The 12,605-nt window shown below is 39.1% G+C and carries 12 protein-coding genes and 2 pseudogenes; 11 read left to right on the forward strand and 3 right to left on the reverse strand.

What is annotated here, in order from left to right:
* Nucleotides 1-7: 7 nt before the first annotated feature.
* The 7 genes and pseudogenes from P4S65_RS20755 to P4S65_RS20785 all read left to right on the forward strand — a co-directional run.
* A pseudogene (locus P4S65_RS20755) lies at nucleotides 8-649 on the forward strand (tetratricopeptide repeat protein); the annotation flags it as partial.
* Between the two features lie 12 nt (nucleotides 650-661).
* Nucleotides 662-1,319, forward strand: a pseudogene (locus tag P4S65_RS20760) (response regulator).
* Nucleotides 1,320-1,345: 26 nt separating this feature from the next.
* The gene (locus P4S65_RS20765; protein ID WP_337121097.1) at nucleotides 1,346-2,659 is read left to right on the forward strand and encodes an ATP-binding protein; all 1,314 of its coding nucleotides are present in this window, start codon (nucleotides 1,346-1,348) and stop codon (nucleotides 2,657-2,659) included.
* Nucleotides 2,652-3,005, forward strand: a complete 354-nt coding sequence (locus P4S65_RS20770; protein WP_337121098.1) for a cupredoxin domain-containing protein — start codon at nucleotides 2,652-2,654, stop codon at nucleotides 3,003-3,005. The genes P4S65_RS20765 and P4S65_RS20770 overlap by 8 nt, the downstream gene beginning before the upstream one ends.
* Nucleotides 2,992-3,732: an iron transporter gene (locus tag P4S65_RS20775; RefSeq protein WP_337121099.1), complete on the forward strand. Its 741-nt coding sequence runs from the start codon at nucleotides 2,992-2,994 to the stop codon at nucleotides 3,730-3,732. The genes P4S65_RS20770 and P4S65_RS20775 overlap by 14 nt, the downstream gene beginning before the upstream one ends.
* Nucleotides 3,729-4,445, forward strand: a complete 717-nt coding sequence (locus P4S65_RS20780) for a hypothetical protein (protein WP_337121100.1) — start codon at nucleotides 3,729-3,731, stop codon at nucleotides 4,443-4,445. Before P4S65_RS20775 ends, P4S65_RS20780 begins: the two co-directional genes overlap by 4 nt.
* Before the next feature lie 240 nt (nucleotides 4,446-4,685).
* Nucleotides 4,686-4,895, forward strand: a complete 210-nt coding sequence (locus P4S65_RS20785) for a cold-shock protein (RefSeq protein ID WP_002959120.1) — start codon at nucleotides 4,686-4,688, stop codon at nucleotides 4,893-4,895.
* 265 nt (nucleotides 4,896-5,160) lie between these two features.
* On the opposite strand, the gene P4S65_RS20790 is transcribed toward P4S65_RS20785, so the two are convergent.
* From P4S65_RS20790 to udk, 3 genes are all read right to left on the reverse strand, one after another.
* Entirely contained in the window at nucleotides 5,161-5,841 is a 681-nt protein-coding gene (locus tag P4S65_RS20790) for a substrate-binding periplasmic protein (RefSeq protein WP_149606792.1), read from the reverse strand.
* Between the two features lie 434 nt (nucleotides 5,842-6,275).
* Complete coding sequence (locus P4S65_RS20795) at nucleotides 6,276-7,502, reverse strand: NupC/NupG family nucleoside CNT transporter (protein ID WP_007376641.1); 1,227 nt, start codon at nucleotides 7,500-7,502, stop codon at nucleotides 6,276-6,278.
* A gap of 17 nt (nucleotides 7,503-7,519) precedes the next feature.
* Nucleotides 7,520-8,152: a uridine kinase gene (gene udk, locus P4S65_RS20800; protein ID WP_007376640.1), complete on the reverse strand. Its 633-nt coding sequence runs from the start codon at nucleotides 8,150-8,152 to the stop codon at nucleotides 7,520-7,522.
* Between the two features lie 192 nt (nucleotides 8,153-8,344).
* On the opposite strand from udk, the gene P4S65_RS20805 reads away from it, so the two are divergent.
* From P4S65_RS20805 to P4S65_RS20820, 4 genes are all read left to right on the forward strand, one after another.
* Nucleotides 8,345-9,577 carry a phosphopentomutase gene (locus P4S65_RS20805; protein WP_337121101.1) on the forward strand — a complete coding sequence of 411 codons (1,233 nt, stop codon included), beginning with the start codon at nucleotides 8,345-8,347 and terminating at the stop codon, nucleotides 9,575-9,577.
* Nucleotides 9,577-10,281, forward strand: coding sequence for a purine-nucleoside phosphorylase (gene deoD, locus P4S65_RS20810; RefSeq protein WP_024596283.1), 705 nt, complete (start codon nucleotides 9,577-9,579; stop codon nucleotides 10,279-10,281). Before P4S65_RS20805 ends, deoD begins: the two co-directional genes overlap by 1 nt.
* A gap of 736 nt (nucleotides 10,282-11,017) precedes the next feature.
* Nucleotides 11,018-11,761 carry a ferredoxin--NADP reductase gene (locus P4S65_RS20815; RefSeq protein WP_007379034.1) on the forward strand — a complete coding sequence of 248 codons (744 nt, stop codon included), beginning with the start codon at nucleotides 11,018-11,020 and terminating at the stop codon, nucleotides 11,759-11,761.
* Nucleotides 11,762-11,842: 81 nt separating this feature from the next.
* Nucleotides 11,843-12,604: a nuclear transport factor 2 family protein gene (locus P4S65_RS20820; RefSeq protein WP_033037960.1), complete on the forward strand. Its 762-nt coding sequence runs from the start codon at nucleotides 11,843-11,845 to the stop codon at nucleotides 12,602-12,604.
* Nucleotide 12,605 lies beyond the last annotated feature (1 nt).

The following is a 12,605-nucleotide window of genomic DNA, read 5'->3' on the forward strand; positions in this document are numbered from 1 at the left end:
CAAAATTATGTATAAATTTACACTCGCATTTTATTTAATACTAACTTCTGTATTTGCAACTGCAGTACACGCAGATGAAGCGCAAGACTTAACCGATATTCAACAAAAGTGGGCAATTGCTAATTACGAACTTGAAGACGATGCGCAAATAGACGCGTTTACACAACTAAGTGAGCAAAGCGCATTATTTGTTAAAAACTACCCGAGCTCGGCGCAAACACATATTTGGAATGGCATTGTGTTAGCCAGCTTTGCTGGCGCAAAAGGGGGCTTGGGCGCACTTGGTTTAGCAAAAGAAGCAAAAGCGTCACTCGAAAATGCACTCTCGATTGATGGCACTGCACTAAATGGCTCCGCTTACGCAAGCCTTGCAACGCTTTATAGCAAAGTACCTGGCTGGCCAATTGGTTTTGGTGATGACGACAAAGCTGAAAAATTATTTAAACAAGCGCTCGCTTTTAATCTCGAAGGCATTGATACTAATTACTTATACGGTGAATACTTGTATGACGAAGGCGATTATAAACAAGCTAAAGCACGTTTGCTAGCAGCACAAGCTGCTGGGATTCGTGATACTCGTGCAAAAGCAGATAAATATCGTCAACAAGCAATAAGTCAGTTATTGGCAAAAGTAGATAAAAAATTAAAAGATAAACACATAATGCATTTATTACTCGTTGAGGACGATCATTTAGTGGCGCAAGGGCTTATTCGCTCTTTGCGCCAAGAGGGCTACAGCGTAGAGCACAGTGGCACAGTAAAACACGCCTTAGAGTGCCTTTCTAGTGGTGAGATTGAGCTTGTTATTCTCGATTTAGGATTGCCTGATGGCGACGGCTCGCAAGTTTTAAAGCATATTAAAGCGCAAAAAAGTAATACCAGTGGTTATTTTAACTGCTCGCGGCAGTATTGACGACAAAGTCCAGGGGCTAGATATGGGAGCAGATGATTACCTTGCAAAGCCGTTTGACCCTGCTGAGTTATTTGCTCGATTACGTGTAGCAAGCCGGCGTATTAACCAAACACAATCAAGCTTATTACACTGTGGTGATGTAGTAATGGATACCTCTGCTCATACAGTTAAACTAAGTGAGCAATCACTTACGATACCGCGAAAAGAATACATGCTTTTAAAAGCGCTGATGGAAAATCAGGGAAGGGTACAATCAAAACAACATCTCGAAAACAAACTTTACCAATGGGGTGAAGAAGTTGGCTCTAATGCCATAGAGGTGCATATTCATCATCTTCGTAAAAAATTCCCTAGTGATTTTATTAAAACCTTACGTGGCATTGGCTACGTGGTTGGTAAGCGTTAGAGTGTATTTGTTTTTCGAGGTTGAAAATGTCAATTCGTAAACGTCTGACGTTAATTTTACTTTCAATGATGGTGCTAACTTGCTTTTTAGCATTAGTAAAAGGCTATCAAAAAAGTATGCACCACGGCGAAAGTTTGCTTGATGATGAACTTAAAATAGTGGCTGGCGTTTTAATTGAGCAACCATTGGCACTAAGCACAGATGCAGTACAAGTAAGTAATAATAGCGCTCAGTTGTTGTATCAAATTTGGCAAAATAATAATTTACTTAGTGGCTCATCGAGTTTATCAAATAACCAAATTAGTTTTAGCGAGGGCTTTCAAACGGCCAATGTAGCAGGGCAGCGTATGCGAGTATTTGTGATGAGTAAAAACACCCGTAAAGTCATCGTTGCTGAACCTATGGCAAAGCGTTTTGAATTAGCTGAAGCCGTTATTTTATCTGCAATGTTACCTATGCTATGGGCAGTCCCTCTGCTTGCTATTTTTATTAGCTTTTTTGTTAAATACGCATTAGCCCCTCTTACTCGATTATCTAAGCAGTTGGCGTCTCGCCAAGCGAACGACTTTACGCCAATTAACTGGCAAGTAACCGATGAAGAAATCAAACCGGTTATTAATCGTTTAAACGACTTATTCAAACGCGTAGAAACCGCTTACTTACGAGAGCGCTTTTTTGCCTCAGATGCAGCGCACGAATTACGTACTCCGCTTAGTAGTTTAAAAATTAATGTACATAATTTGGCTAATAAACAAAGTAATCTGCAAGACCATCAAGAATTACAAGCTATGTCGCAGGGCATTAATCGCTTAAGTAATATTGTTGAACAAATGCTAATTTTAGGGCGCACTCAGCCTGAGCAATGGCAGAGGCAGTTTAGCGACCAATCATTGCTAGCGATTACTCAGCAAGCCGTATCGGAGCAATACGACAAGATAGACGAAAAAAACCAAACCATTAGTCTTGAAGGTGATGATTTTGTTATTAATGGTGATGAGTTTACACTAACCACACTCATCGCTAATTTACTTAGCAATGCCATAAAGTACACACCTAATAATGGTCAAATTATAATTAAATTAGCATCAAGTAATAGCGGCTATAGTTGGCAAATTGATGATTCTGGTGCGGGCATGACTGAAGAGCAAAAAGAGCGAATATTCAATCGTTTTTATCGAGTAGGTGGCGATCAGCATCCATCAGGCGAGCAAGGTGCCGGTTTAGGTATGGCGATTGTTCAACATATAATTGCAATTTATGGCGCAACTATTCATTTAGCGAATAGTCATTTAGGTGGACTAACTGTTAAGGTTACTTTTACAGGAGTAAAAAGTGACTAAACGTTTATTTAATCGGTGCCTTTGTTGTTTGCTATTTTTGTCGTTTAACGTGGCGAGTAAAGAGTACCTTATTATTTTAAAAGAGCACTTGTTCTACCCTTCACAAATTACCATTCCCGCGAATAAAAAAGTAAAACTATTGATAGAAAACCAAGATAGCACACCAGAAGAGTTTGATAGCTTTGATCTAAACAGAGAAAAAGTACTCTACCCAAACCGTAAAAGCATTATTTATATAGGGCCGCTTAGTAAAGGGTATTACGAATTTTTTGGTGAGTTTTCGCCCAATACAGCAAGGGGCGTTGTAATAGTTGGTGATGAGGAGGCGCAGCATGCTAATAACTAGTTTAGTCATGAGTCTTAATCAATTGCTACCTGTGGCTATTTTATTAGTGCTACTACAAGTAGTTAAAAAACAAAGCGCTTTAAAAATAGGATCTGCTTTAGTAATAGGCGCGGTAATGTCGTTTTTGTACATGCAAAGTGCATCATGGGTGAGCCAATGGTTTGAACACCAAGGGTTAGAGTACTCACAAATAGGGCTATGTATTACTATATTTATTGCTGTGTTGGTATTTGCACTAAAGCAAAAGTCAGCGGCATTTTATATCGCAGTTATCAGTACAGTAACATTGTATTTAAGCCATTATATTATTTACCTCACCAGTTTTTGGCAAAATAGTGATGCAGGGCAAAGCTTATTTATTGGCACTTTATTAGGTGTTGGGATTTGCTTAAGTTTTAGTGTATTGCTGTACTTTTTAATGAATGCAATTAAGCACCGCTTTGGTATGTATCCGCTTTTTACTTTGCTTGCTTTTAACAGCGCGGCTAAGTTATTAGTTGCACTGGATTTGGCAAGTCAAATAGATTTAATTACAAACACCGCAACCGTGTGGGATTTACGTGATTTGTTAAACGAAAACTCTGAGCTAGGCCGCGTACTGCGTGCTCTTGTTGGTTACGAGGCTACCCCTGATCTAATGAGTGTACTTATATATAGTACAAGTAGCGTGATATTTTTATCACTTTGTTATGTTATTTCAGCTTCAATATCTAAGGAACGTGTATGAAAGCACTCAACCTATATTTAGCGCTTAGCTTTACCGTTTTTTGTTTGTTGGTACTTTCAATCCCAGTTAAGGCCGATGGTATTGTTGTTGATAAGGTATATCACCCCTATGTTTTACCTTTTGAGCGAGAGTTTGAATGGCGGTTGGTGTCGCACCAAACAGATAGTGGCAACATACTAGCGCAGCGTTTGGGTGGTGGCGGTGCTATTAACGATACAATGGCACTCGAAGGCTATTTAGTTGGTGAGCGAGACGATAACGGCGACTTTGGTTTAGAAGCTTATGAGCTTGAGTTACGCTGGCAATTGATTGAGCAAGGTAAATTATGGGCCGATTGGGGGACATTATTTGAGCTTGAAAAAAAACATAATGAAGATGTGTATGAAGCAACGTCGGGTTTTGTGATCGAAAAAGAGTTTGGTAAAACAAGCTTAACTATGAATGCCTTTTTAGTGTACGAGTGGGGGCAGGATATTCAAAATGAATGGGAAAGTGAGTTTAGAGCGCAATATCGCTATCGATATCGTTCTGCTTTTCAGCCTTCTCTTGAAGTTTACGTAGGTGAAGACTTTGTGGGTATAGGTCCAGGGTTTATAGGTTTACAGCGTTTTGATGGACAAAAACAGTTAAAATGGGAAGCGGGTTTTATCACTGAGATAAGCCAATCAGAAAAAAATCATAGTTTTAGGCTCGCATTAGAATTTGAATTTTAATAACCAATGATAGCGGTTTTGGTTGTTTATCACTCTGATTATAGATGGGTACTTGACATGTTTTAAAAAATCTATATAGTGGGCTGCAGCTAGAAAGAAAGCATGTAAGCTATAAATCTCCATTTCGATGTTGTATAAGTAATACTTGTAGTACCGTCCTGAAGTTTTTAAAGTACCATCTCATTTTTTGCTACACCCGCTCTTATGAGCATATTTTTTATTTTATATCAGGATATTACAATGTCTAACATCGTATCAGGTACAGTTAAGTGGTTCAACGAGTCTAAAGGTTTTGGTTTCATCGAGCAAGAAAATGGCCCAGACGTTTTCGCACATTTCTCAGCAATCAAAAGCGAAGGTTTCAAAACTTTAGCTGAAGGCCAACGTGTAGAGTTCACTCTTTCACAAGGTCAAAAAGGTCCACAAGCTGATAACATCACAGCTGTATAATTTTACTTTTTAAGTAAAATGAAAAAAAGCGCTTAAGGCGCTTTTTTTGTGTCTAAATTTTGATGAAAGTTACCTGCGTTTATTAGATTAGATCAACTCCACTTATTTACTCACTATACCAACCTGTATAAATCTTTGAGCAATTTAACGAATTAAACTGCATTATAACGTCGTTAAAAATTTTTTATTTAGAACAACTAGATACAAAAATTTTTGCCTAGTTCTAGCGTAATTTTCTTAACGTTAAATAGATCCCATATAGAAATTAATTACCCTGAATTCCATAAGGTAACGCACTTGTTTTTTCCATTTCAGTGAACGCCTTCTGAAGTGCATTAACAACATTAACGTCTGCTTTTTTATTCGCTGCTAAGTAAGCGCCTACAGTGAGTTCGTTTATTCTATATACAAACTTTAAATGGTTGGGTTCAAGTTTTAAATAATCACTTAGCTGTTGCATATAAAGTGGATCGTCTACAACTAAGTCTACTTTTTTAGCGAGCAATAAATCATATGACTTTTGAATGTCGCTAGTGAATACTGCTTCAAAACCTAGTTTTAAAAGAGTCTGTGTAGAGAAGTCATTACGTTGCATCGCTATTTTGTAGTTTTTAGCTTGCTCGGTACCTTCAATAACTATATCAGTGCGCTCTGAGAGAGCTATAAACCCCAAATCAAATCGTCCCACTTGTGCAATCCAATAAAATTGTTCTTCTCGCTCTGGTGTTCTTGCTAGGCTGTAAATAAAAACGTTGCTTTGCTCGGTTGCTAACTTATAAGCACGGGCCCAAGGATACATTTGTATATTAGGTGTTAGCTTAGCCTCTGCAAATATATCTCGAATTAATTGAGTGCCTTCTCCTGTTACTTCACCATCAACCAATACCTGATTCGGTGGTGCTAATTCTGTAACAACAAGCAGTGTTTCTGTTGCTTGAATATGCACAGAGTAAATAAAAAAAGAAAATAAATAATATATTTCACAATAGCGAATCGTCATTCAGTTAAATATAGTGATATAAGTGTGGCTTAAAATATTGAAAATACAAAAAATTAATCATAAAAATTAGTGACTAAGATATTGGTTTATTTAAATTTGAGTATAAATATAAATTGTGTGCTGAGTTATGTTTTCACGTTGTAGCAATCAGCCTAGGAGGCTGTGTAACGACATTCTAAAATGATTTAACCCGCATAATTTTTATGCCAATTGAACTTGGTATGAAGTATTAAAGGACTGATAACTTGAAATATAAAGTACTAAAACGATAAAAGGGCCTTGCGGCCCTTGGTGAAGTATCGTTCAAGTTAGATAGTACTTTAACCCCTTAAAGCAGCTATCTTCTTGTTTTGCAACACCGGTTTCATCTCAATAAGTTTCTAAGCTAGCGAGAGGAAAAACCCAGCAATTGCTGCGCTCATAAGGTTAGCCATAGATCCTGCTAACACTGCTCTGAGCCCTAAGCGCGCGATATCCTTTCGCCGACTAGGCGCCATACCGCCTAATCCACCTAGTAAAATGGCTATCGATGATAAGTTAGCAAACCCACATAAAGCAAAAGTAACAATTGCTTGTGTGTGTGCGCTTAACGTATCGCGATAATTTATAAAGTCCAAGTAAGCAACAAACTCGTTCACTACTATCTTTTGACCAATAAAGCTGCCGGCTATAATTGCTTCATCCCATGGCACACCTAGTAACCATGCAACAGGAGCAAATACATAACCTAATATTTCTTGAAGCGTTAATGTTGGGTAATCAAACCACCCGCCAATACCGCCTAATAAACCGTTTAACAGTGCAATTAGCGCTACAAAAGCAAGTAACATTGCACCTACATTAAGTGCTAAATGCATGCCGTTTGCCGCACCTGATGCAGCTGCATCAATTACATTTACTGGCTTATCTTCATCATCTAAATCTAAATCAGCTAAGTTATCTTTAGGCGTTTCAGTTTCTGGCACAATCATCTTGGCCATTAAAAAACCACCTGGAGCTGCCATAAAGCTCGCTGCTATTAAATACTTAAGCTCAATACCAATAATAACGTAACCGGCCATTACAGAGCCTGCTACCGTGGCTAAGCCACCTACCATAACTGCAAATAATTCCGATTTAGTCATCGTTGCAATAAACGGTTTAACAATAAGAGGGGCTTCAGTTTGGCCAACAAAAATATTCGCCGTTGCTGAAAGTGATTCAGTACGTGAGGTTTTCAATAATTTTTGTAAACCACCGCCTAATATCTTAATAATCCAATCCATAATGCCAAGGTGATATAGCACAGCAACTAATGCTGAGAAAAACACGATAACGGGCAAAACTTGAATTGCAAAAATAAAACCTAATGTATCTTGTGAGGCAAGTGGACCAAATAAAAATCCAATACCATCATTCGCATAACCAATTACCGATGAAACGGCCGCTGACATGCTCGTTAATACATTTTTTCCTGCTTCAAAAAACAGAACAAAACCGCCAATAACAATTTGCATCGCAAATGCTATGCCAACGGTTCTTAAATTAATTGCCTTGCGATTAGTTGACGCAGCAAAGGCAATGCTTAGCAGCACGCACATGCCAACTAAGCTCATAAATGTTGTCATACAAATGTTTCCCGTTGTTATTCTTGTAGTAAATATTTTATCTTACTTTTAATTATATCAATCGCAACACGGTTCATACCGCCTCGAGTCACAACTAAATCGGCGTTATGTTTCGAAGGCTCAATAAATTGATAAAACATCGGTCTAACAGTTGCTTGATATTGCTCAACAACAGATTGTAAAGTTCTGCCTCGTTGTTCCATATCACGCTGCATACGGCGCATTAAGCAAATATCTAAAGGTGTATCTATAAACACCTTAATATCAAATTCTTTATTAAGCGCTTTGTCACTCAATAATAAAATACCTTCAACAATGAGTATTTTTGCAGCAGGCACTCGGCGAGTTTTTTCGCTGCGTGTATGCTGTGCATAGTCATAGGTTGGTACTTCAACTGAGTTACCACAACGAAGTTGCGTTAAATGCTCAAGCATCAACGCATGTTCAAATGCATCAGGATGGTCGTAGTTCGTTTGCGTACGATGAGCCATCGGCAAATGCGACTGATCCTTGTAATAAGCATCTTCTTCAATAATGGCGATAGCGCCTGGTTCAAGCTCGTTAACCAATTCATTGTATATAGTTTGGCTAAAAAGAGATTTGCCCGACGCAGACGCGCCTGCAATAGCTATAATAGTAGTTCGTGTCACTAAAGTTCTCACCCACACAGAAGGATATATTGTTGGTAGATCACAATAGCAAAAAAGACACGATTAATCTCTTTTGCTTCGCTCAAGAATGCAAATTTATAATGTTTAGGTTTTATGAAACAGGACTTTTGTCCTGTACGGAAAATTCAAAGAGCGGATAAAGTAACCACCTAGAAACAAAGTGAGGTCAAAATGGCAAAAGCAATCATCTTAATGGCAGATAGCCTAGGAATCGGCGCAGCACCAGATGCAGATAAATTTGGTGATCTTGGCGCTAACACATTTGCTCACTTACTAAAAGCATATTACGACGAAACTGGCAGTGCACTGTCGCTTCCTAATTTATCTAAATTAGGATTAATAGACGCATGTGAAGCTGCAGGTGGAGAAACCTGTTTAATATCTGATCGCCAAACACCACAAGGTGCATGGGGTTACGCTAAAGAACTTTCTAGCGGAAAAGATACACCATCAGGTCATTGGGAAATGGCAGGCGTACCTGTGTTGTTTGATTGGGGATATTTTCCAAAAACACAGCCGAGTTTTCCACAAGAGTTTATTGACGAGTTTATAGCTCGCACAGGTATTCCTGGTATTTTAGGCAACTGCCATGCATCGGGAACGACCATTTTAGAACAGCTAGGTGAAGAACACGTAAAAACAGGTAAACCAATCTGTTACACCTCAGCTGATAGCGTGTTTCAAATAGCCGCGCATGAAAAATCATTCGGCCTAGAGAAGCTTTATCAAGTTTGCGAAATCGCACGGGCGCTACTTGATGAAATGAATATAGGACGAGTGATTGCGCGGCCATTTTTGGGTTCAAATAGCCAAGACTTTGCTCGAACGGGTAATCGTCGCGACTATTCAGTGCTTCCGCCAGCACCCACATTGCTAGACGTGTTAGCAAAAGACGGCGGCGAAGTAATTAGTATTGGTAAAATTTCAGATATTTACGCGCATCAGGGCATAACCCAAAAGCATAAAGCACCTGGGCTTATGAACTTGCTAGAAAAAACCAGCGAAGTAATGAAAAGCGCGCCAGATCGCAGCTTAATTTTTACTAACCTAGTTGATTTTGATGAAAAATTTGGTCATCGCCGTAACCCAGTAGGTTACGCAAAAGCATTAAAAGAGTTTGATGACTATTTACCAACTATACTAAATCAGTTAAACGCAGATGACATATTAATGATCACTGCAGATCACGGTTGTGACCCGACCTTTCCAGGTTCTGAGCATACTCGTGAATACGTACCTGTTATTGCATATAAACCAGGTATGAGTAATACACCATTAGGTGAACGCAACAGTTTTGCAGATATAGGCCAAACCCTAGCAAAGTGGTTTAGTTTACCTGCACTTGATTACGGCGACAGCTTTTTAAATGAGCTAACAACGCCAAATAAAAAGGAAAACAATTAATGAGTACTCCGCATATCAGTGCAAACGTTGGTGATTTCGCCGAAACAGTATTAATGCCAGGCGATCCGCTACGTGCGCAATATATTGCTGAAAACTTTTTAGATGATGCAGTACAAGTTACAGGCGTTCGTAACATGTACGGTTTCACTGGTACTTACAAAGGTAAGCCAGTAAGCATCATGGGTTCAGGTATGGGCATTCCATCAATGTCTATTTATGCTCGTGAGCTAATTGTAAGCTTTGGCGTTAAAAATATTATACGTATTGGTACGTGTGGCGGTATTGGCACAGATATCAAAATCCGTGACGTAATTTTTGCACAAGGTGCAAGCACAGATTCTAACGTAAATCGTGCACGTGTACGTGGCTACGATTTTGCTGCTATTGCTAACTTTGATTTACTTTTAAACGGCGTAAACGCTGCAAAAGAGCTAGGAATTGAAGCAAAAGTAGGTAACGTATTTACAACCGACACTTTCTATCAAGCAGACGACTCGTTCTATAAAGATTTAGACAAGTTAGGCATGCTAGCAGTAGATATGGAAACGGCGGGTTTATATGGCGTTGCAGCTGAATACGGCGCAAACGCAATGGCATTATTTACAGTAAGCGACCACGTAATTACTGGTGAAGCAACACCTGCTGATGAGCGTCAAAGCACGTTTAACGAAATGGTTAAAATTGCATTAGAGTCAATAGCTTAAATAATACATAACAGTTCCTTGGTAACGTATTCACTAAGTTTTGGAGACACGCCCAAAGTGAAGTGAGACTAACCTCCAAAGCCGCATCTAATGCGGCTTTTTTTATGCGCGTCTACAAGGTAAATTTGGCTTGGTGCTGTAGACGTAGAGCTTGCTCACGTTAGAAGCTATCACTCTAAAAGCGCTGCTTTTAAACGCCAGCAAGCTGCGCGTCTACAAGGTAAATTTGGCTTGGTGTGGTAGACGTAGAGCTTGCTCACGTTAGAAGCGCAGCTTCTCATTACTTAATATACTCAAGCTATCACATTAAAAGCTTTGCTTTTAAACGCCAGCAAGCTGCGCGTCTACAAGGTAAACTTGGCTTATTGTTGTAGACGTAGAGCTTGCTCACGTTAGAAGCGCAGCTTCTCATTACTTAACGTACTCAAGCTATCACTCTAAAAGCCTTGCTTTAAACGCCAGCAAGCTGCGCGTCTACAGAGGAAGCTTGGCTTATTGTTGTAGACGTAGAGCTTGCTCACGTAAGAAGCGCAGCTTCTCATTACTTAACATACTCAAGCTATCATTCTAAAAGTGTTGCTTTTAAACGCCAGCAAGCTGCACGTCTACAAGGTGCATATTGTTTTGTATAAAAATCATCAGCGCTTTGTATAACTATTACCTAGTTAATGTTAGTGTTTAAAGCACATACATTTTTATAATTTACTGGATTAACCGCTAAATTGTGGAGTTAAATATGTCTAACTGGGTTGATGCAACTGTAAAAAAAGTAACATGGTGGAACGAAACGCTTTTTAGCTTAACGGTTAATGCCGATGTAGAGCCATTTAAAGCAGGGCAGTTTACTAAGCTTTCAATAATTGAGGATGATAAACGCATTGCGCGTGCATATTCATACGTTAATTCACCCGATAGCTCAGCTCTAGAGTTTTATCTTATCAACGTAGCTGACGGGCTTTTATCACCGCGCTTAGCAAAACTACAGCCAGGCGACAACGTATTAATTGAGCGCCGTGCAACAGGTTTTTTTACGCTTGACGAAATTCCACAAAGTGAGCAGCTGTGGATGTTAGGCACTGGCACAGCAATCGGACCATTTTTATCAATATTGCAACAATCTGAGGTATGGCAAAAGTATCAGCATATAAACTTAGTGCATGGCGTACGTTTTAATAGTGATTTAAGTTACCAGCCGCTTATAAATGAGCTTTTAAAAGCTTACCCAGCACAACTTAATTATATACCTGTTGTGAGCCGAGAAGAGCCGTTAGAGGGCTTACATGGGCGTATTACTGATGCAATTCAAAGTAGTCGCCTATTTGATAAAGTAAAGTTAGATCCAGCACCAAATAATGCCCAATTTATGATTTGTGGCAATCCACAAATGGTAAAAGACACAACCGAACTTCTTATAGGGAAAAGCTTTAAGCGTAACAGGCGCAGAGAGCCTGGACATATAACAGTCGAACAGTACTGGTAAGTGGCTGAATGACTACCCGCAAACTCTAAAATTTGTTATGTTGCACCACATTACGCGTTTAGTGTTCATATTAGGAAAGTTATGAAACCGTTATCAATTATTTTAGCTTCATTAATCACCACAGTTGCATTGATTAGTTATGCCTCAGATCAACAACCTGAAGTAACCGAGCCAAAACTCAAAAGTGCAGAGCAAGTTGTTACAAATAAAGGTGACTCAGTCTCAAAAAATACCAACACAGATAACTTTGCAACTGAAATAGAAACTAACGATAAAATTAATACTCTTGAATACAAAGCGCCCGAACTTAAAAAACCGGTAATCGACACCGCTAAAACAGATGATTCAAAAGTATTCGGTAACGAAGCACCACAGCCAGTAGAAAAGCCAAAAAATAAAGTAGAGAAAGCAGTGGCTGTTGCCGAGGCTGAAAAAGCAGTTACGCAAGCTAAAGAGGCTCTTACTACTAAGCAGCAAACTAAGGCAAAGCAGTCACGTGAGTCACTTGCCGTGGTTGAGCAATTGGTCAACGCTTACAACGCACGTAACATTGAAGAGTTTATTCGCGTGTACTCTGAAGATGTAGAGTTTTATATTTTCCCAAATGAGCTATTATTTAAAGGTAAAGAAAAACTAATCGCACGTTATGGGCTAATGTTTAAAAAGCTCAAATGTATTCACTCATCGCCAATTAAGCGCATAGTGCACGGTGACATAGTAATAGATCATGAGTTATCAGAAACATGCTCCACTGATAAAAACGTTGTAGATAAACGTTCAGAGTTAATTTCGAGCTATCAAATTAAAGACGGCAAAATAATACGCGTCTTATTTTTCCGTTAAA

The organism is Pseudoalteromonas sp. B131b (genome assembly GCF_037162545.1).
GTDB classification, from domain to species: domain Bacteria; phylum Pseudomonadota; class Gammaproteobacteria; order Enterobacterales; family Alteromonadaceae; genus Pseudoalteromonas; species Pseudoalteromonas fuliginea.

Bases quoted from the DNA above. Each gene is read 5' to 3' on its own strand.
- P4S65_RS20765 (WP_337121097.1), top strand. From the start codon at position 1,346: ATGTCAATTCGTAAACGTCTGACGTTAATTTTACTTTCAATGATGGTG.
- P4S65_RS20780 (WP_337121100.1), top strand. From the start codon at position 3,729: ATGAAAGCACTCAACCTATATTTAGCGCTTAGCTTTACCGTTTTTTGT.
- P4S65_RS20785 (WP_002959120.1), top strand. From the start codon at position 4,686: ATGTCTAACATCGTATCAGGTACAGTTAAGTGGTTCAACGAGTCTAAA.
- P4S65_RS20805 (WP_337121101.1), top strand. From the start codon at position 8,345: ATGGCAAAAGCAATCATCTTAATGGCAGATAGCCTAGGAATCGGCGCA.
- P4S65_RS20775 (WP_337121099.1), top strand. From the start codon at position 2,992: ATGCTAATAACTAGTTTAGTCATGAGTCTTAATCAATTGCTACCTGTG.
- deoD (WP_024596283.1), top strand. From the start codon at position 9,577: ATGAGTACTCCGCATATCAGTGCAAACGTTGGTGATTTCGCCGAAACA.
- P4S65_RS20815 (WP_007379034.1), top strand. From the start codon at position 11,018: ATGTCTAACTGGGTTGATGCAACTGTAAAAAAAGTAACATGGTGGAAC.
- P4S65_RS20820 (WP_033037960.1), top strand. From the start codon at position 11,843: ATGAAACCGTTATCAATTATTTTAGCTTCATTAATCACCACAGTTGCA.
- P4S65_RS20795 (WP_007376641.1), bottom strand. From the start codon at position 7,502: ATGACAACATTTATGAGCTTAGTTGGCATGTGCGTGCTGCTAAGCATT.